Here is a 17,361-nt window from a genome sequence, read left to right as displayed (position 1 = left end):
ATTCAAGCACAAAATGTAAAAGGGATTTTTCCTGCTATTTAGTGATAAGCGTTTACCTTTCACAGACTTAAAACTAAAACCATCCCGGCCACAGCTCCTGCATTGGCTCGTTTTGCTTCTCCTGCAATCTTCCGTTCCGGTAAATAAGTGCTGACTGGCCGAAACGAAGCCCACCTCCTCGTTTCAGAATGTCGATTTCTTCATCAGAACCATCGAATCCCCGGCTTCTTAATTCCAGTTTTAACCGTCTGCGGGTTCCACCCTCCGTACAGTTATTGACAGAACTCCAAGGGGCGGCGTTGCCGCCAGAAAAACCCGCCTCCGCTGACGCTTCGGTCAACTTCGCAACCTTCTGCCACTTAACCAGACGGGTGCAGACCTCTGAATCTGGAACCAAAGGAGAATAAACACCCTGTACGCGCTGCACGTCTTCCGCATATTCGTTACCCTGTTCCGTAATTTCATAGGCCAGACGAACAACCAGATCACGGCGGGCAACCAGTGCACCGCCCTGCGCCTGGGTATATGCAGCCCAGTCCCCGACATCAGCAGCAGCCAGAACCGCATCCATTCTGCGATCGGTCAGCACCTGATCCCGCAACCGACGAAGCTCACGCCAGACTGTCACCGGCGCACCGCCAATCTGCTGAAACTGGCGAATGCGCCAGCGTGAAGCCCATGCAGAAACAGATTTAGCCATATCCCGCAGGTTTTCGCCGGTTTCTTCGTCCTGCTCGCCATCCAGCGCGAATCCATCAATGTTTTTGGAAATGTATTTGGCGATGTAGCCCGTCGCTGACCCTTTAGCGGGATCGATGGCTTCAACATGGAAACGTGCCTTTAGCGCATTTGGCGTTTGCAGTTCTTCGGAATCGGTAATTCTGGCGTGATAACAAAGAATATCTCGCACCGTGTCCACGTCCTGCGGGCGCATGAACAGCAACATATGCCAGTGCGGTGTCCCGTCATGGTGAGGTTCGACAACCCTGAACCCAAATACATGGATACCCGCACGCGAGATCGCGGCGCGGGCTTTTGCCCATACGCCACATAAATAGCGCTGGGTATCCTGCGGCGTACTTCCATCCCATTGCGATACAAAGCCCCCTTTGCTGTGTACCGCATGGAAACGAGATGGCGCGGTGATAGTGTAAAACTCACCGGCCAGCCCTTCTTCATTGGCCATATCTTCAAATCCTCGCATTCTTACCATTAGCTCACAGCGACGGATCGCCGGATTTGCAACACTGCGGTGTACCATGCTGTCCAGTGCAATGCGCAGCCCTTCATCATTCAGCAGATCAAACTTTTTAAAGAACTCCAGATTTCGCTTTTTCTGTTCTATCCATTCCCCCAGAGTTTTACGGGATACATAAGCGCTGGCCGCTTTCTGCACCTGCCCCACGGCTATGGCCATATGCTCACGCTGTACGTCACGCGCTCGCTTCAGGCGCAGATACCACCATTCAGGTGCCATCATGCGAAGAATGCCGGATTCAGCCTTACGTGTTTCCAGTTGCCCGGCATTGGCTTCATGTTCTGCCCAGTATGGCGGCTGATTATTCAGCATCAGACTGCACGCACAAAGATAGCGATAAGACTCCATCGTTCGGCGGTGCAGCTCTTTAGGGTCGTCAGTGCCGGAATCAAACCGTTCGGTGAAGTCATACAGCGACTGGGAGATCCAGCCAGATATCTGGCCAGCCAGTTTTTTAAGTTCCGGGCGGTCAAGTGACGGCAGGCGTTCCAGCGACTTGCCAAAAGGAAGGTCTATTGCATCAGCGGCCAGCTTATAATGAGCAGCCACTTTGCGCAGACGTGGCAATACATTCCCTCCAATAGTCTGACGCAGGAATGTATTGGCACGGCGACGCCCGTCAGGGCCAGTAAAAAGCTTTTCGTAACGACGACCAAAATACCCGGCTAACCAGTCGGGTATTTCATGCAGGTATTGAGCACGCCATTTATGATCCTGCGGGTTTACAGCCCACAGGCGGCGCTCCGTGATTGTCACGTCTGCCGGTGTACCTGGCGCGAAGGTTTCACGCCGCCAGGCATCAACGGCGTAACAATCTTCGTTTATTGCCAGCGTCATGCGCTGGCCTCAGGAGTCGCCGGTAAAGGCCATTTAAGAATCAGTTCTGCCGCCATTTTCGGGCTTGCAGCTGCCGCACCAACACTACGCGGCGCATTAACCCTTACCGAGTTAAAACCTGCGTAAATGTAATGCACCATTTCCAGATCGCTGTTTGACGCGACTACCTGAATTCCACGTTCAGCCAGGCGCCGCAGCTTACGCGCCAGCCGCCCCTGATCCATATGCGAAAAACCACGCTCATGGTAAGCGGTGAAATTATCGCTATCAGTCAGATAAGGCGGATCGCAGTAAACAACGTCATTCCCGTCCCGAACCAAATCAAGCGTTTCTGAATAGTGGGCAGTAATGAATGTTGCGCGCTTTGCTTTTTCAGCAAAGGCGCAGATTTCATCAGCAGGGAAATAAGGCTTTTTGTACTTACCGAACGGAACATTGAACTGACCGCGGCGATTGTACCGGCACAGGCCATTAAAGCAGTGCCGGTTCAGGTACAGGAAATGCGCAGCAGCTTCTACGGATTCCGAACCAAAGGATTTACCTGACTGGTTGAAAGCATCACGCACCGCATAATAGAAAACCGCTCGGCTTTCTTCGTCACCTAACGAACCGGCAGTAAACAGACTCTCCAGCTCATTAAGCAACGCATCTGTGTGATATGCCATCGCTTTATAAAGATTAACCAGATCAGGATTCACATCTGCAATCAGATACTCGTCATAATCCGTATTCATCATGACGGCGCAGGAACCTGCGAACGGTTCAACCAGGCGCTTTCCTTCCGGCAAATGGGGACGTAATTGCGGCATAAGGCGGGCTTTGCTGCCCACCCACTTAAGTGGAGTTTTTACTGCCATGCGGCACCGCCTTTACTACAAATCGCTGCGGCCTCTTCACGGATTAACTCAACAATTTCCGTTGCGCTTAAACCTTCATTAGCTGCATGGGTGGCCAGCTTATCCAGACGGATAGAACACAAATCAGCAGCAGCGGCTTTACCTTCCTGTGTAGCTTTGGTGAGCATGGTCAGCAGGTCAGTATCTGATTTCGTTGCGGGTAAATCCTGACGTGTCATATGCATTTTTGTTTCCTTAGGGCAAAAGAATCCCCGACCACTTGAACCGTGGCCAAAAAATTCAGGTAGTTAATTAGTGAAAAGTGGGGTGTACTGTGGCGGCGGAGTAGTTCGGTGCCGGAATCAGGTGCAGCTCATAGGTTGTCCGCCACCACTCCTGGATTAGCGCCTTTATCTCGCCAACACCCAGCGCCCCGGCTGTATAGAAAATTGCGCGAATCCCCGCCAGTGCTTCAATCTGTTCCTCTTTGCTTTCGGCCTCGCGGTACACGCAGCACCAGAAAGCGGCATTGATTGCCAGCCAGTGACGCGGATTAGTCATGTGCTCAGTGTCATTAAAGAAGAATGGATGCAACGCAATACGACCATTTTTACTGGTGCTTTTCTCTGCAAACGCTACCGCGTAGTTATGCGGGACTCCCCACACAGCCAGTTCAGCCCCCAACGATTTACCCTCTACAGAAATAATGCTCATCAGTGATTCCCCTGCTGCAATTTATGGACAATATGAGGTGCGATAATCATCTGCACTTTGTTCCTGGTATTAATGGGATGGACGATTTTTACTGGACGTTCAGCGGTTCGTCTGGAGAAATCACTGTCCCGTAAACTCCCGAATCCGCTAAAAGTTAAACGAGCACGGGAAATTCCCTGGCGCAGCTGTATCATGTCCCGATACTCCAACCGCTCAAAAAGTTCTCGCCAGCAACAATTACTTAAGCTGCGTTTAAAAACGCCGGATCTGGAATTGATTGCAGCAGCATGAAGAACCACCCCGCGCCATTCTGGTGTCAGGTTGTCCCACCATTCAGCGGCTTCACTGCTAGTACTGAAATATTTGCGCCGAATCTTTTTAAGATGATCCAGCCCACGCTTTTGCTGTTCCTGGTTAATTGCCATAACGCCCCCCAACCATTCCCAGCAGGCGGCGGGTTTTAGTCGTCAGGAAACGCAGAACAGAACCGCCCTTCATCTGGACAGACTCATGTGCATTGAATTTATAGGTGTGACCAGGATTCCAGCGCTGGCCGTTCGGCAGTTCTATCCAACCGGTTGAACCACTGGGTAACTGCATAGCCGGTGATTCTTTTTTCAGGTAAGTCACAAACGCTTTCATTGTTTCCCTCACTGCGTAACAGTATGATTGCCGGGGTATTTAGCCATGCCCGGCACATGGGTATGCGATCGAGTACCGGAGGATCTGCCAAGACATCCCGGTTTAAAATTCAACCACACACAGGAGCTACAAACATGGCCGACGATGACGACAACAAATTTCATCGACTTCATAAACCCGCACCTGCCCCACTGAAGGATCAGAGTGAGAAAGGTGAGAAAAAACAGGAATAAACGACTATGAGTAACCAGCCAGCAACTGACCTGATATTTCAGGCCACCTACTGCTATTACCTCGAAGTGATGACCGAAACATTCAACCGGCGCACTGATAACCTGATGAATTTTTTGCTTATCCTTACTGGAGGACTTACTAGCGTCGGCGTTCAGTTCGGCTGGCTGTGCGGTATTCTCGCTGTCATTTTTTCTGCCTACCGGGTGGCATATAAACCCGCCGATAAAGCAGCCTGCGCAGATGCCCAAAAAAAGCGATACTCCCGGTTGCTTAGTGATATCCATGCAGCAAGTGATGCTGAAATCGCCAGACGTCTGGATGAACTCGAAGAATTCGACAGTAACGCCCCGACTTCCCTCTACAACCCCGCAAGAAACAGAGCATCTATCGAGCTTCGCCGCGACATTGAACCGCTGACGAAGTTTGAAAAACTCATGGCCTTGCTGGCGGGTGGTATTCCTAAGTAATTGCATAACAATTTCTTCTATGGTCATGGCGCTGTTATAGCGCCTTGTTCACATCAAACCGGTGGCATTCGTCGTGACCAGATCCACCGCTGCGGCTAAAACCGGCGCAGAATGGATACGGCTTTCAACGGTGTAAGCCAACACGGAAAGGCTACGGATAGCATCGCGAGCGCGCTCAAGAATTTGTGTACGGCGGGCGGCGGTCATGTGACCAGTTGATACGGCTTCCCCAGCAATTGCGCCCACACTGGCGGTGGCGCTAAGAGCACACAGTTGCATGTTGGCTTCTGTAGCATTGTTCACCGGCACGGATGGAAGACAGTTAATCTGCCCCAGCATCCCATCCAGTAAACGCGCATCTTCGGTGTAATCCGTAATGGCCAAAAGCTCATCACAGGTTAAACGGTGCGGCTGTGCTGGATTCAATTTGTTGCGCAGGATCTGCGGCCTCATACCAACAGCAGCAGCCACATCTTCCAGATTGTGCTCAATCGCAAATGCTCGGCAAGCCGCATCAAAGTGAGCATGTTTGGAGGTTTGATAATCAAACATAGTAACCATCTCCGAAATCATTCAAAGTGCGATGGCACATGCACGATCAGTGAACTATTGTTCCTGCGTTCCAAGAAAACCAATCGACATACACTCGGCCTTTAGCCTTATCTTTTGGTTTTATTGGTAACTTTCCATTTTTGAGGTAGTAACGAGCTGTGCTTTCTTTTATGCCAGTGCGTTCGCAAAAGGCTTTCAATGGCACCCAACGGTTTTCGCTATGTGTTGAAACAGTCTGGCTCATGAGGCAAACTCACTCCTTTAAGTTATTAACTATTGCGAGTAGTTAACAGCAGTTGATAGTAGTTAACAGCAAATGACAGGTTTTGGTGTTCATGGCCATCCTATGGACGACAAAATGATTTGTCAAGAGATAAAGACAACCTTTGGTGTTCATTATGAATTTAGAAACGGGTGCACGACAGGCTATCGAACGCATTTGTGAGGTTTACGGGTTCACATCCCGTAACCAGTTAGCCAAACATCTGGGTATAACTAATAGCTCTCTCGGAAACAGAATCATGCGAGACAATTACCCTGCTGATATAGCAATACGTTGCGCTCTGGAAACTGGGGCGTCCCTGCACTGGCTGGTCACTGGTGAAGGTGCAATGTTCGATCACCTTTCAAGCGACACAATCCGTATTCCTGCTTATAGAATTGATGGTTCTAATTTGATTAAAATTTCATCTCTTATTTTTGATAAGACAATCATTCCGAACCATCAGGGAGATGTAGAATTTATTATTGATGGACAGATAAAGTACCTCATTGATAAGGCCGATTATGCTGTCGGAGACGGGAAGTTTTTAATAGAGTACTCTGACACTCAAAGTATTAAAGAACTAACTCTTTTACCAGGGAATAAACTGCGTATTGACTGGGGTAAATATCCTCTAGATTGTGATTCAGAAGACGTAAAAGTTATTGGTAAAGTAATTATGACAATGGTTATAAACGCATAATGACTGTAAGAAAGCTAGATACTGGAGAATGGCTTTGCGATCTTCGACCAAACGGTATTAAGGGAAAGCGCATTCGTAAAAAATTTGTAACTAAAGGCGAGGCGTTAGCTTATGAAAAGTACATCGCTAGCGAGATTGAAGATAAGCCTTGGATAGCTGAGAAGCAGGATAATAGACGCCTATCAGAAATCATTGAACAATGGTATTCGCTCTATGGAAGAACCCTTGCAGATTCTGGTCGCATGATGTCTAAACTTAAAGCAATCTGTGCTGGCATGGGTAATCCTATCGCAGCAAATATTACTGCGGCTGACTTTAGCAAATATCGCGAAGGCAGATTAAAAGGAGAGATACCAGACATAAACGGACGCTGTATGCCAATACGACCTCAAACTGTTAATCATGAACAGCGTAATCTTTCCGCTGTTTTTGGTACACTAAAAAAGTTAGGCCATTGGCCCCTAGCTAATCCTTTAGCTGGAATTCCGACGTTTAAAATAGATGAGAAGATGGTGTCTTTTCTCTACCCAAATGAAATCAAAATACTGCTGAAACATCTTGATGAATCAAATAATCCCAGTGTATCTATTATATCGAAAATCTGCTTAGCAACTGGCGCCAGATGGAGTGAGGCTGAAAACCTTGAAGGTGCCCAAGTTACGCCTTATAGAATCACATATAGAAATACAAAAAATAAAAAGGTTCGTTCTATTCCTATCGCCAAGGAGCTTTATGATCAGATACCTAAATTGAGAGGGCGACTGTTCACCCCCTGTCGCAAAACTTTCGAGCGAATTGTTAATAAATCAGGTATTGAGTTGCCAGATGGGCAGTGTACACATATACTACGTCATACTTTCGCTAGTCACTTTATGATGAATGGTGGAAATATTTTAGTTCTAAAGGAAATATTAGGACATTCTGATATAAAAATGACTATGATATATGCACACTTTGCGCCAACACATTTAGAAGATGCAGTAACAAAAAACCCTCTTTCAAACTTAACGGACTAAGTCATGGATATTTTTATCAATAAGATTAGTCAAGATTCTTTTTATTCTTTGGTCGCTTTGTTGTTTTTCTTTTTCTACCTTGCATTTGAATTAATCTACATTAGTGCAAGAAATGCTTTTTCTATGAACTCAGAACCATTAACAAAGCAAGCTTTATTCTGGTCATCTATAAGAATCCCGTTTATTAGCTTTATCTATTTTGGATTATTTTCTTGGGCAAATTATAAATTCCAATTTAACCAAGAAGGATTTAATAACTTCATCAGTATAAGTAAACTCCCCTTAGGTTTGTTGTCGTTATGCATACCTTTTGTTGCAATCGTTAACAACATACACAGGACAATTCAAACGGATGAGCAAATTCAACAGACAAAATTAAAGAATAGAACAGACTTGTTTTATTCTCATCAAAAAAATTACATTGAATATTTCAATACATCTATAAAAAAAAATGTATACATAATTGAAACAATGGAGAGCCCACACTCAATTGTCACAAAAAAAGTAGTTGAAAGTGAGATTGAAATAAAAATCATTGCTCCATTTAAACTTTACAAGAAAATTTTCAATAAAGCATCCACATACGACAATGATTTTTCCATTTCCACCACTCTAATTAATTCATTAAAGTCTTTATGGAGGGGCATTGATGCTTTGATTGATGAGTTGAGATACACGGTTCATGAACCGGACTGTTTCGAAATTATATACAAAATAGAATCTGCAATGACAAGTATATCTTCAAACTTACAATTAAGTCCAATAATCACCAAGTATTCATTCATAATAGATACTAATTCATTCTATTTCTGTTCACGTTTTGAAAATGAAGAAAATTTAAAACGTGTATTAAAAGCGTACTTTTTGTTAACACAGGATATTCTTGACACTATAGATCTGAAAGCCTACGGATATATTGTCCCCGATGCTGTAGTACAATATTCATATATGAGCGAATATATATTTCCAGAGTGGAACTCTTGGACTGTTAAAAAATCATCATCTCGTATCAGCAGTTTCATTAGAAGAGCATCATGATCCACATTTTGTCCACCCGATAGCCAAACCACTACTCATCACTATGAACTACTAACAACCATGTGATTGATAAAATTGAGAATCTATTGATTTAACATAGTAATTGTAAGAATGTAGGAATTTCGGACGCGGGTTCAACTCCCGCCAGCTCCACCAAATCATGATCCGGATACGTCCGGTGAAGTACAGAAAGCCCGCACGGCACAAGCCCTGCGGGCTTTTTTGTGTCTGTCGTTGTCCGAGAACATCCGGCTAAATCCAGAGAAAATTGGTACACGTTTAGGTACACGCTATACTGTGGTCCATTAAACGTGTACCAATTATGGAAGGGATCCAGATATGGCGCGTATCACACGCCCCCTCACTAACAATGAAATCCTTAAAGCCAAACCCCGTGAAAAAGACTTCACCCTTCATGATGGTGATGGCTTGTTCTTGCTCGTCAAAACCACTGGTAAAAAACTCTGGCGCTTCCGTTATCAACGACCGGGAAGCAGCAGCCGCACAAATTTGAGTCTCGGCTCATACCCTGCCCTTACACTCGCAGCAGCACGTCAGATACGCGACCAGCACTTAATCACGCTTGCGCAAGGCATGGATCCACAACAGCAACAGGAGCAGGCGTCAGAACAACGCCAGATTGAGTTAGACAGCATTTTCTCAACAGTAGCTGCTAACTGGTTCCAGATTAAAAGCAGAGGTGTCACAGAGGATTATGCAAAGGATATTTGGCGTTCTTTGGATAAAGACGTGTTCCCGGCAATCGGTGCGATACCAGTTCAGGAGATTAAGGCCAGAACGATTGTTGAAGCATTGGAGCCAATAAAAGCACGTGGCGCATTAGAGACGGTTCGTCGCCTAGTCCAGCGTATTAACGAGATAATGATTTACGCGGTTAATACAGGTCTGATTGATGCAAATCCGGCGTCAGGTGTTGGAATGGCATTTGAGAAACCCAAAAAGCAAAACATGCCCACGCTACGACCAGAAGAATTACCCAAGCTGATGCGTTCTCTGGTCATGTCAAATCTATCTGTTTCGACTCGCTGTCTTATTGAGTGGCAGCTTCTGACCCTAGTGCGTCCTTCTGAGGCTTCTGGTGCTCGCTGGGTAGAGATCGATCTCGATGCCAAACTCTGGACGATTCCAGCCGAACGGATGAAGGCTAAGCGGGAACACATAGTTCCTTTATCACCTCAGGCTTTAGATATTTTGGAAGTTATGAAGCCTATCAGTGCTCATCGTGAACATGTTTTTCCCAGTAGAAATGATCCAAAAAAAGCAATGAATAGCCAAACAGCCAATGCCGCTTTGAAACGTATTGGATATGGTGGCAGATTAGTAGCTCATGGCCTGAGATCAATTGCTAGTACTGCTATGAATGAAGCTAATTTCAATCCTGATGTAATTGAAGCAGCTTTAGCTCATACTGATAAAAATGAAGTACGAAGAGCTTATAATCGCTCAACATATCTGGTGCAAAGAAGAGATCTAATACATTGGTGGGGTTTATTTGTAAAACAATAATGGAGGGTTCCCCCTCCATTATTTATAATTCAATCCCATTAACGATTGAGTAAATTTCCATTTTTACTAATGCAGGTAAGTCATCAAGTAAACTGCTATTTTCATTAATCCATTGCATACAAGATAGCTCATCTAAATTATCACTTGTAATATACTCAGATATCATAACGGCTGACGTTCGTGAGAAACCTAAGCTAATCAGAGATATTTGCGTCTTTATACTTACTCCAAGTTCTAAAAAAACCCCTACATCATCAATGTATTCGACAAGGTCTGCCCGACCTTCAGAAATATAAAAATACCTTAATAGATCATTATAGCAAGAAAGTAATTTCGGGGCTTGATACCTAGCAACTCGCTCTACATCCTCCATAACGTTTCTTATTACAGAAGGTTCTTTGTATTCTTTCTTTTTCTTTTTAAAATAATCTATTCTTTCAGATATCAATCTTGCTAGCGGATATCCCCTCATCCATTTAATGACCAGTAGGGCAAGAACAAATGCACCTTTAGAATTATATCCTAACTCGATGCTCATCGTGTCAGATATACGTGTAAATGCTGCGACATATGAGGATAAAGCATCATCGCTTGACGGGTCAGCTAAGAGTAGGTTTTCTAAATTATCTTTATCACAGTCACAAAACCTATTCCACAAACTTTGCATTAATATTGGGCTAATGCCTGGATTACGAGTTACCACCTCAAGAGGGAAACTCAATAAATCCAATACTTCAGTAATTTTAGCATCCAATTCGTCTAAGTTTTCTAAATTATACTTTTCAATGTAAGGATTAAAAACCAGCCCATCATGAAGATAATGTGAAATACATAAATAACTAAGTAACCCCTGCAATTTTGGGTTTGCTCGTGTCATTCCATAATGATGAGGTGAGTCAATGTATTCGTAAATAGAATTAACCTCGTCATGCAGTGAGTCTGTCGCACGAATTATTTTAATATTTTTCTTACTAATTGGAGGAGTACCATTCCATATTCTTTCATTATTAGTGTCAACACAAATCACATTTCCTTGAAATTCTTTCCCCCATCGTCCAGCCCTACCGGCCAAATTCCAAAAGTCATCCTCTTGCATAGGTTTTCCACTACCTTTTTTAGGCCCGCGAATAAAAATATTTTTACAGGCCAAATTTACACCTTCTACTAGAGTGGAAGTACAAATTAAATATTTTATTTTCCCTTTACTAAATAACCTCTCGACCTCAGTCTTTATTATTAATGGCATATTCCCATAATGAAATGCAACCCCTTTCCTCAAAGTAACATTAAGCGCAAATCGTTCATGAATAACTTTCTCGCTTAACTCAATCAAGTTTAAAACATCTTCATCCTCAGTATCATAATTCAAACCATCTGCAATTTGTTTAGCCGTTTTTTCAGCATCAGCAGCGCCGTTTACATAAACTACATTACCTGAAGCATGTCTTCCCAGCGTAAGTGCGACAAAGGACAATCTTTTACTGTCCGAAGACGGCGTATTTTCTAAATCAAAATCCCCTATAAATTGCCGTTCGCCTCTGAAAAAAAAGTACATCCGCCATTTTTTAGGCGTATTTTGGCGTTGTTCCACCCAAATTAAATTTTGGTTAACAGTAACATAGCTACTTTTTATAACGCTTGTTTTTCCTTTATATGGTGCATCTGATAACAATAGTTCAGGGTTGGAAGTAAAAGGGCTAGCGAAAATAACTTTAATATGTCTATTCCTTGCACATGTCATTTCCAATACATACTGCAAGAATATACCTCGGAGAGAATCACCAATTTTATGAGCTTCATCTATTATTAAAAGATCTACTATCGGCTTTTCATTCAGAGAGTTATAAAATATATTAAGCCTTTCTTGAGTGAATATAAAAACATTTGTCTTAGAGTTGTCATAAGCAGTTCTAAGAGGCAAGGTTTGTATATTAATCACTCCGGTTCTATATGGGTCAAGTCGTGTTACGATAGACTCAAACACCTCACTAATTAATGCTCTCGTAGGTACCAGATAAACAATTAAACTTTTATCTCTTTTGAAAATATAGTCCTCCACCCATGATTCTAAAATGAAGGATTTACCAACTGATGTTGGAGCAGAGACACTTATCCATTCGTTTTGTTGAGCACTATCCCAAAATTCAGATTGAAATTTGTTTGCATAAATAAACTTATCATTTCCAATCTCTATTGTATGTTCAATTTTTCGCTTCATGGCTTCAAGCTGACCAGCTATAGGTAGCCTTTTCTCAAACCCCTCGCTCAGAAATCCTTTTTCTACTGCTAGCTCTACTGTAGCATTATTTGCCAAAGTATCTAAAATCAATGCGGCACTATCTTTTCTCTGCACATTAACAGAGTTAATTAAACAATATTGAGAAATCCTCAAGGCCGAATCTTGGCAGAGTTCATCATTTGATTGTGATAAAATACTTCCGCAGGTCAATAGATAGCTGATATCCAAATCAGAAATATCATTTTCATGAGATGCCCTAACAGAAGGGAATTGTCCAACTACTGATGCGATAGTTAGTTTCTCTAATTTCTTGATAAAACCTTTATTACGAACTAACCAATTAGGTAGATCTTTCATACTCATGTCACTCTCCTACCAGAGAGGCAACCAATGCCTTTCTAAAACTATCTACTGATGGAAACGGAATTAAAAACACATGTAATGATATCCCATGAATATTTTCCTCAACTATTCTTTTTTTTATGCTATCTCTCCAAGTATCAATCTTGCTGCTAAACGAATCAGCCAATCCATTAATATTCAACTTATTGGGTTCAGATGGATAATCATCAATATCAAAACCTACCAAACAAATCCCTCGATATTCTAATTTATTAAATTCAGGCTCATCAGGATCCAAGAATTTTTTTAAGGCAATTTCTAGTTTAGGATCATCAACATTCATAAAGTCGCTGAGTAGTTGAATATCTCTTTCCTCCGCACTACCACTACCAAATGAACTAGTAATCAAAGGAGATATGCTCTTCATGCATTTATAAATCGCCTGAGTTAAATCAGAATATAACTTTGACTCCCCCCAATACAAACACAATTTCTGGCTCTGATTGTCAACGCCTATATGTACGCCGTCTGCACCGTGGTAATGCATTTCTGGATTAGTTTTAAGGTTCATTTTGCAAATTATTTGTGGGAGTTTTAGGAATTTCTCCGCAAATAAGAACAGTATTAACTCCCCACCCTCACCACTATTTGAAAGGCTGGTAAACAATCCCATAGCCTGCATAAATAATTTAGTAATTTTAAGGGTTGATCCTGTATCACGCTGATATTGCATCGCCTCATTTATCTTTTTACGAGGAATTGAGTAGTCGATCACTTTCCCAACTAGAAATTGAATAAGTGCATTGATTTTGGGGCGTCCATTTCCATCTAAATTGATACAATGAAAGTGGCAGGATGCAGAAGTTCCCTCAATCAAATAATCTGATTTAATTTCATGAAAGTAGCTATAAATCGTATCGCCATCATCCCTCAACAACTTCTCTAACGCAGTCTGTAAAGCATCCATAACACATCCTATGCTGTAGCCCCCCAATCGTGACTTAAAAGATAACTCTTATTGATTTTTAATGAAATAGATGGCGCGCAATGCTCTCCCCGCCACGCCTGCCCGCTTCCCGGGGCGCTTTTAATGCAGGTGCATAAACCGACTCAGGCCGCGCCGGTACTGGTGTTGCGTGGGATAAAAAATACGGGGATTTGCATGCAAAACCATGCACCTTATGGATGCATGGCTTTTTGCGGGAAAAATAGCGGAATTTTCGGGGATTTTTTCGCGTGCTACTGTGCGGCCAGTTCTGCGCGTCGGCGGGTGTAAATCAGGTTCTGTGCCGGGGTGAATTTCTGGCGATTATCATCCCGCGAGGCCGCATCAGGCCTGAATCCGATGGCCGTTAAAATATCGCTGTCCTGCACGGAATAATTAATTTTTTCACCTGCGGCCAGCCACACCGACAGGGCTTCACGCAGATAATCAACCGAGTGCTGCATGGCGCTCTGTTTTACTGCGGGAAGCTGTTCGTTATACCCCATCAGCTCAGGTGCCAGCTCCGCGCCGTGCTGCTGCATAAAGTCATGGAGCCGGTTGCGGATGCTGATGTGCTGCACCTCCTCATGTGAGCGGATATAGCGACCGGCGGCCTGATTAATCTCCCACTTTTTCACGTCGATATTGTCGCGTAAATCCTGCATTCTGCGCGGGATTTGTTCGTCACCGGCAAGGAGCTGTTCACGGTATTCAAGTTCAAGGTCAGCCAGTTCGGCTTTACGTTTCAGCCAGGTGTTTTTGTTCGTCTGACAGGCCTCAAAGGCCTGCTGTATGGTCACAGTGGTCACGAGTCTCTCCTGATTAATGCCGGAACGGCGATCTGTAACAGCCCTGTACTTTACGCGGCGGCGGTGGCGTCACCGGTGCGGGGTCGGTTTTTTCCGGTGCGGCACGTATCACACCGTCAACCGACTCGATGGTGCGGAAAGTGGCCGAGCATTCGATATTGGTACACTGGTGATAACGCTGTTTGACGTTTTCCGACAGATAACGGCTGGTACGGACGTGCGCGGTCTTTTTGCAGAACGGACAGTGAAACATAATTCAGCCCTCTGCCTGTTCGTGGTCTTTTGCGGCCAGTTCAGCGGCAAGCTTCATCCGTCTGGCCGGGCTTCTTAACAGCGCCATATCAACCCCGGTTATGACCGGGCGATTCATGCCCGTTACGGACAGAACCGGCTCCTGCTCCATATCGAAATGATACAGGGCTGACTGCAGATTCAAGGCATCGCCCAGCTCGCGGGTCACGGTCGCACGCGGCGAGGTTTCTCCGCTCATTTCCAGCGACCGTATACGCAACAGGAAGGCACGTAACAGTGCAGGGCTGATACCGGCCAGCACTTTCTTCCATTCGCTGTTGGCGTAAGTGGTGAATGCTTTTTCGTGGGCGCTGATATAAGCCGTACCGGAGGAGCATGCTCCAAGCATGGCGAGGCCTTTGTCTTTCTCCAGCTCGGTAATCAGACCGGTGAACTCATCAGCCAGTTCTCGGCTGGCGATACGTTTACTGTGTTCAGCTTTCAGTTCAGGAGTGAGGTTGCCGCGCAGGGTTCGAAAGCGGCTGCGCCAGTCCTGTTCGGCCTGTGCGCTTTCACTGAGGGCAGTCTGTCGTTCCTGCTCACAACGCTGAATGGAAGCTTCAATGTCGCTGAGTTTACCCATGCTGGCCGTGTGTGCGTCTTTTGCTTCATTAAGTGCGGCCAGCGCACCGGCAATACGTTGTTCCGCGCCTTCATCCTGTTTACTGATAACGGTCTGCATGGCTTTGATAATGAGTTCGGGTTTCATGTTCAGGCTCTCCGTGTGTTCAACCTGAAATGATTCTGACGCCTCCTGCACAACAACACGATTCATTGCCGTTGTCAGAGTGCTGGCACAAACAGACCTTAAAATCAGGCTGGCCAGAGAAAGGTCGCAGGAAAACCTTACTCACCGTTTGTTTTTTTACTTATAACTATTCACCACTGTTCACCTTAAATAAAAAGATAAGTAATACAGTAAGTTAAAGGGTGAACAGTTGAAGGTCTGACTGTTCACCGTCTGTTCACCACTGTTCACCCTTCACTTTGTTCAGCCAGTCAGCCCATTAGACTTTTTAGCGATTAAAAAACAGAAGTATATAAATAAAAGTAATCAGCAATGGGCCACCGGTTTGCCAACGTTTGCCAAAAAACGGCCAACGTTTGCCACTGTATAAAAATCGCTCTGTTGTGTGGTGGAGTACTACAAAATGACTTGTTGCCCTGAGGGAAAATATTCACAAAATAGAGAGCTACCCGAAGCCGGACGGACACGACCGGCACTGTATGGACTTTGTGAGGTAGCCCGATGCACACCGCTTTTTCTTCCCCGTCTTCTGCCCCTGCCGCGCCGCTGATGCCGGTTTCTGATACCGTTCACGAGCGCTTTATTCGCCTGCCCGAAGTGATGCATCTGTGCGGCCTGTCCCGCTCGACCATTTACGACCTCATCAGCCGGGAAGCCTTCCCGAAACAAATCTCCCTCGGCGGAAAAAATGTGGCGTGGGCGCAGTCTGAAATCACCGCATGGATGGCAGATCGCATTGCCGAACGTAACCGGGGCTATGACGCATGATGATGACCGTTCAGCAAACAGCCCCTTTTTCTGGCTTGCTTCCGTTCGCCGTTTCCAGGTATAGTTTTCCCGCTGTCGCAAAATCGGCAGCCGGGATTGGCGTCCCGTTTACAACATTGGCGACACCGGACGCGCCTTGCGTCTTTTTTTGTGTCTATGCCTCAGCGCATCCATTTTTGATCCAGAGATTTATCTGTCTATGGATCCTTTGTGTAATGGTGGCTCAGGCGGGGGCTTCTCACGAAGCGCCGGTTTCCAATGTTGCCGGTTACGCCAACCCCGTCTGGGCTACCACCAGTGAAATTGGCGTTTCCAGTGGTAGCAGTCACATGCAAACATTGGAGGTTGCCACTATGGCTACGACCCTCACCCCGTCACACCCGCAGTTTGTCTTTGTGTTTGCCGCCGTTCGTCGCGCAGACCGTAAACCCCGTATTTGCATGCTCCGCACCGTTGCCGGTGATGAGCACGCCGCACGCCTTTCCCTCGTTCGCGATTACGTCCTCTCGTTCGCTGACCGTTTGCCGGTTCTGGAGGTGCACGCATGAAACACACCACCATTACCGCCCGTGACCTCGAATGCCTTGAGCATATGCGCAACGTCGGCCATCTTGTCGGCGAACTGATGCAGGTGCAGGACTGCACCACCGTACGCCGTGACCCCGCACAACAATTACAGCTCACCTCCGTGATTTACCTCATGACCGCCCAGCTCGACGGTGTGGTCGAACGCTGCAACCAGCGCTGGCTGACCGGGGAGGGTAACGTATGAAAACTGCATTATCCCCCGCTCTGCGTGCTGCGCTATACCGCCGCGCGGTCGCCTGTGCCTGGCTGACCCTGTGCACCCATCAGCACCGCTATCCGCACCTCACCCTCGACGCGCTGGAAAATGCCATTGCTGACGAGCTGGAGGGCTTCTACCTGCGCCAGCACGGCGAGGAAAAAGGTCGCCAGATAGCCTGTGCATTACTCGAAGATTTAATGGAAGCCGGTCCACTCAAAGCCGCGCCGTCGCTGTCCTTTCTCGGGCTGGCCGTGATGGATGAACTTTGCGCCCGTCACATCACCGCGCCGGTACTGCACTGAGGGA

22 protein-coding genes are annotated in these 17,361 nt (G+C 45.6%); 9 read left to right on the top strand and 13 right to left on the bottom strand.

What is annotated here, in order from left to right; all coding sequences use genetic code 11:
- Positions 1-73 precede the first annotated feature (73 nt).
- The 6 genes from ACLJNW_RS10805 to ACLJNW_RS10780 all read right to left on the bottom strand — a co-directional run bounded on the left by ACLJNW_RS10805 (position 74) and on the right by ACLJNW_RS10780 (position 4,287).
- Positions 74-2,095 (bottom strand): replication endonuclease, encoded by a 2,022-nt coding sequence (locus tag ACLJNW_RS10805; RefSeq protein WP_024154744.1) that lies wholly within the window; start codon positions 2,093-2,095, stop codon positions 74-76.
- A complete protein-coding gene (locus tag ACLJNW_RS10800; RefSeq protein ID WP_024154745.1) occupies positions 2,092-2,952 on the bottom strand; it encodes a DNA adenine methylase in 861 nt (286 codons plus the stop codon). Before ACLJNW_RS10800 ends, ACLJNW_RS10805 begins: the two co-directional genes overlap by 4 nt.
- Positions 2,943-3,176 carry a DUF2732 family protein gene (locus ACLJNW_RS10795; protein ID WP_024154746.1) on the bottom strand — a complete coding sequence of 78 codons (234 nt, stop codon included), beginning with the start codon at positions 3,174-3,176 and terminating at the stop codon, positions 2,943-2,945. Before ACLJNW_RS10795 ends, ACLJNW_RS10800 begins: the two co-directional genes overlap by 10 nt.
- Positions 3,177-3,243: 67 nt before the next feature.
- Positions 3,244-3,645, bottom strand: coding sequence for a hypothetical protein (locus tag ACLJNW_RS10790; protein WP_024154747.1), 402 nt, complete (start codon positions 3,643-3,645; stop codon positions 3,244-3,246).
- The gene (locus ACLJNW_RS10785) at positions 3,645-4,070 is read right to left on the bottom strand and encodes a hypothetical protein (protein WP_000996837.1); all 426 of its coding nucleotides are present in this window, start codon (positions 4,068-4,070) and stop codon (positions 3,645-3,647) included. The genes ACLJNW_RS10790 and ACLJNW_RS10785 overlap by 1 nt, the downstream gene beginning before the upstream one ends.
- Positions 4,060-4,287, bottom strand: coding sequence for a phage filamentation protein Fil family protein (locus tag ACLJNW_RS10780; RefSeq protein ID WP_000643375.1), 228 nt, complete (start codon positions 4,285-4,287; stop codon positions 4,060-4,062). Before ACLJNW_RS10780 ends, ACLJNW_RS10785 begins: the two co-directional genes overlap by 11 nt.
- 239 nt (positions 4,288-4,526) lie before the next feature.
- Between ACLJNW_RS10780 and ACLJNW_RS10775 the strand changes: the two genes are divergently transcribed.
- Complete coding sequence (locus ACLJNW_RS10775) at positions 4,527-4,988, top strand: hypothetical protein (protein ID WP_000070842.1); 462 nt, start codon at positions 4,527-4,529, stop codon at positions 4,986-4,988.
- A gap of 48 nt (positions 4,989-5,036) precedes the next feature.
- Here ACLJNW_RS10775 and ACLJNW_RS10770 read toward each other — a convergent pair whose 3' ends face one another.
- Together ACLJNW_RS10770 and ACLJNW_RS10765 are read right to left on the bottom strand one after the other, a co-directional pair.
- Positions 5,037-5,540, bottom strand: a complete 504-nt coding sequence (locus ACLJNW_RS10770; protein ID WP_024154748.1) for a phage regulatory CII family protein — start codon at positions 5,538-5,540, stop codon at positions 5,037-5,039.
- A 46-nt stretch (positions 5,541-5,586) separates the two neighbouring features.
- Complete coding sequence (locus ACLJNW_RS10765; RefSeq protein ID WP_024154749.1) at positions 5,587-5,784, bottom strand: MerR family transcriptional regulator; 198 nt, start codon at positions 5,782-5,784, stop codon at positions 5,587-5,589.
- A 154-nt stretch (positions 5,785-5,938) separates the two neighbouring features.
- Between ACLJNW_RS10765 and ACLJNW_RS10760 the strand changes: the two genes are divergently transcribed.
- The 4 genes from ACLJNW_RS10760 (at position 5,939) to ACLJNW_RS10745 (ending at position 10,086) form a co-directional block, all read left to right on the top strand.
- Entirely contained in the window at positions 5,939-6,505 is a 567-nt protein-coding gene (locus ACLJNW_RS10760; protein ID WP_038804019.1) for a phage repressor protein CI, read from the top strand.
- A complete protein-coding gene (locus ACLJNW_RS10755; RefSeq protein ID WP_024154751.1) occupies positions 6,505-7,521 on the top strand; it encodes a tyrosine-type recombinase/integrase in 1,017 nt (338 codons plus the stop codon). The genes ACLJNW_RS10760 and ACLJNW_RS10755 overlap by 1 nt, the downstream gene beginning before the upstream one ends.
- A gap of 3 nt (positions 7,522-7,524) precedes the next feature.
- Complete coding sequence (locus ACLJNW_RS10750) at positions 7,525-8,559, top strand: hypothetical protein (protein WP_024154752.1); 1,035 nt, start codon at positions 7,525-7,527, stop codon at positions 8,557-8,559.
- A gap of 339 nt (positions 8,560-8,898) precedes the next feature.
- Positions 8,899-10,086, top strand: a complete 1,188-nt coding sequence (locus ACLJNW_RS10745) for an integrase domain-containing protein (protein ID WP_024154753.1) — start codon at positions 8,899-8,901, stop codon at positions 10,084-10,086.
- Positions 10,087-10,108: 22 nt separating this feature from the next.
- Here ACLJNW_RS10745 and ACLJNW_RS10740 read toward each other — a convergent pair whose 3' ends face one another.
- The 5 genes from ACLJNW_RS10740 to ACLJNW_RS10720 form a co-directional block, all read right to left on the bottom strand.
- On the bottom strand, positions 10,109-12,688 hold the full coding sequence (locus ACLJNW_RS10740) for a DEAD/DEAH box helicase (protein ID WP_024154754.1): 2,580 nt from the start codon (positions 12,686-12,688) through the stop codon (positions 10,109-10,111).
- Position 12,689: 1 nt separating this feature from the next.
- Positions 12,690-13,634: a DUF1837 domain-containing protein gene (locus ACLJNW_RS10735; protein WP_024154755.1), complete on the bottom strand. Its 945-nt coding sequence runs from the start codon at positions 13,632-13,634 to the stop codon at positions 12,690-12,692.
- Between the two features lie 272 nt (positions 13,635-13,906).
- Entirely contained in the window at positions 13,907-14,461 is a 555-nt protein-coding gene (locus ACLJNW_RS10730) for a phage polarity suppression protein (RefSeq protein WP_024154757.1), read from the bottom strand.
- 13 nt (positions 14,462-14,474) lie between these two features.
- Positions 14,475-14,714 carry a bacteriophage gene regulatory protein gene (locus ACLJNW_RS10725; protein WP_024154758.1) on the bottom strand — a complete coding sequence of 80 codons (240 nt, stop codon included), beginning with the start codon at positions 14,712-14,714 and terminating at the stop codon, positions 14,475-14,477.
- A gap of 3 nt (positions 14,715-14,717) precedes the next feature.
- Positions 14,718-15,461, bottom strand: coding sequence for a hypothetical protein (locus tag ACLJNW_RS10720; RefSeq protein ID WP_024154759.1), 744 nt, complete (start codon positions 15,459-15,461; stop codon positions 14,718-14,720).
- 540 nt (positions 15,462-16,001) lie between these two features.
- On the opposite strand from ACLJNW_RS10720, the gene ACLJNW_RS10715 reads away from it, so the two are divergent.
- The 4 genes from ACLJNW_RS10715 to ACLJNW_RS10700 are packed head-to-tail and all read left to right on the top strand — an operon-like array spanning position 16,002 to position 17,357.
- Positions 16,002-16,268 (top strand): helix-turn-helix transcriptional regulator, encoded by a 267-nt coding sequence (locus ACLJNW_RS10715; protein ID WP_000556587.1) that lies wholly within the window; start codon positions 16,002-16,004, stop codon positions 16,266-16,268.
- A complete protein-coding gene (locus tag ACLJNW_RS10710) occupies positions 16,265-16,816 on the top strand; it encodes a host cell division inhibitor Icd-like protein (protein WP_038804021.1) in 552 nt (183 codons plus the stop codon). Before ACLJNW_RS10715 ends, ACLJNW_RS10710 begins: the two co-directional genes overlap by 4 nt.
- Positions 16,813-17,040, top strand: coding sequence for a hypothetical protein (locus ACLJNW_RS10705; protein WP_024154761.1), 228 nt, complete (start codon positions 16,813-16,815; stop codon positions 17,038-17,040). The genes ACLJNW_RS10710 and ACLJNW_RS10705 overlap by 4 nt, the downstream gene beginning before the upstream one ends.
- Positions 17,037-17,357 carry a DUF5375 domain-containing protein gene (locus ACLJNW_RS10700; protein WP_024154762.1) on the top strand — a complete coding sequence of 107 codons (321 nt, stop codon included), beginning with the start codon at positions 17,037-17,039 and terminating at the stop codon, positions 17,355-17,357. The genes ACLJNW_RS10705 and ACLJNW_RS10700 overlap by 4 nt, the downstream gene beginning before the upstream one ends.
- Positions 17,358-17,361: the final 4 nt, after the last annotated feature.

The sequence above is a fragment of the Salmonella sp. SAL4457 genome (genome assembly GCF_046548235.1).
Classification (GTDB): Bacteria; Pseudomonadota; Gammaproteobacteria; order Enterobacterales; family Enterobacteriaceae; genus Salmonella; species Salmonella enterica.
This window is presented reverse-complemented; position numbering and strand designations above follow the sequence as displayed.

Excerpts from the sequence above, each read along its gene's own strand:
- ACLJNW_RS10805 (WP_024154744.1), bottom strand. The coding sequence starts at position 2,095 with ATGACGCTGGCAATAAACGAAGATTGTTACGCCGTTGATGCCTGGCGG.
- ACLJNW_RS10800 (WP_024154745.1), bottom strand. The coding sequence starts at position 2,952 with ATGGCAGTAAAAACTCCACTTAAGTGGGTGGGCAGCAAAGCCCGCCTT.
- ACLJNW_RS10795 (WP_024154746.1), bottom strand. The coding sequence starts at position 3,176 with ATGCATATGACACGTCAGGATTTACCCGCAACGAAATCAGATACTGAC.
- ACLJNW_RS10790 (WP_024154747.1), bottom strand. The coding sequence starts at position 3,645 with ATGAGCATTATTTCTGTAGAGGGTAAATCGTTGGGGGCTGAACTGGCT.
- ACLJNW_RS10785 (WP_000996837.1), bottom strand. The coding sequence starts at position 4,070 with ATGGCAATTAACCAGGAACAGCAAAAGCGTGGGCTGGATCATCTTAAA.
- ACLJNW_RS10780 (WP_000643375.1), bottom strand. The coding sequence starts at position 4,287 with ATGAAAGCGTTTGTGACTTACCTGAAAAAAGAATCACCGGCTATGCAG.
- ACLJNW_RS10775 (WP_000070842.1), top strand. The coding sequence starts at position 4,527 with ATGAGTAACCAGCCAGCAACTGACCTGATATTTCAGGCCACCTACTGC.
- ACLJNW_RS10770 (WP_024154748.1), bottom strand. The coding sequence starts at position 5,540 with ATGTTTGATTATCAAACCTCCAAACATGCTCACTTTGATGCGGCTTGC.
- ACLJNW_RS10765 (WP_024154749.1), bottom strand. The coding sequence starts at position 5,784 with ATGAGCCAGACTGTTTCAACACATAGCGAAAACCGTTGGGTGCCATTG.
- ACLJNW_RS10760 (WP_038804019.1), top strand. The coding sequence starts at position 5,939 with ATGAATTTAGAAACGGGTGCACGACAGGCTATCGAACGCATTTGTGAG.
- ACLJNW_RS10755 (WP_024154751.1), top strand. The coding sequence starts at position 6,505 with ATGACTGTAAGAAAGCTAGATACTGGAGAATGGCTTTGCGATCTTCGA.
- ACLJNW_RS10750 (WP_024154752.1), top strand. The coding sequence starts at position 7,525 with ATGGATATTTTTATCAATAAGATTAGTCAAGATTCTTTTTATTCTTTG.
- ACLJNW_RS10745 (WP_024154753.1), top strand. The coding sequence starts at position 8,899 with ATGGCGCGTATCACACGCCCCCTCACTAACAATGAAATCCTTAAAGCC.
- ACLJNW_RS10740 (WP_024154754.1), bottom strand. The coding sequence starts at position 12,688 with ATGAGTATGAAAGATCTACCTAATTGGTTAGTTCGTAATAAAGGTTTT.
- ACLJNW_RS10735 (WP_024154755.1), bottom strand. The coding sequence starts at position 13,634 with ATGGATGCTTTACAGACTGCGTTAGAGAAGTTGTTGAGGGATGATGGC.
- ACLJNW_RS10725 (WP_024154758.1), bottom strand. The coding sequence starts at position 14,714 with ATGTTTCACTGTCCGTTCTGCAAAAAGACCGCGCACGTCCGTACCAGC.
- ACLJNW_RS10720 (WP_024154759.1), bottom strand. The coding sequence starts at position 15,461 with ATGAAACCCGAACTCATTATCAAAGCCATGCAGACCGTTATCAGTAAA.
- ACLJNW_RS10715 (WP_000556587.1), top strand. The coding sequence starts at position 16,002 with ATGCACACCGCTTTTTCTTCCCCGTCTTCTGCCCCTGCCGCGCCGCTG.
- ACLJNW_RS10710 (WP_038804021.1), top strand. The coding sequence starts at position 16,265 with ATGATGATGACCGTTCAGCAAACAGCCCCTTTTTCTGGCTTGCTTCCG.
- ACLJNW_RS10705 (WP_024154761.1), top strand. The coding sequence starts at position 16,813 with ATGAAACACACCACCATTACCGCCCGTGACCTCGAATGCCTTGAGCAT.
- ACLJNW_RS10700 (WP_024154762.1), top strand. The coding sequence starts at position 17,037 with ATGAAAACTGCATTATCCCCCGCTCTGCGTGCTGCGCTATACCGCCGC.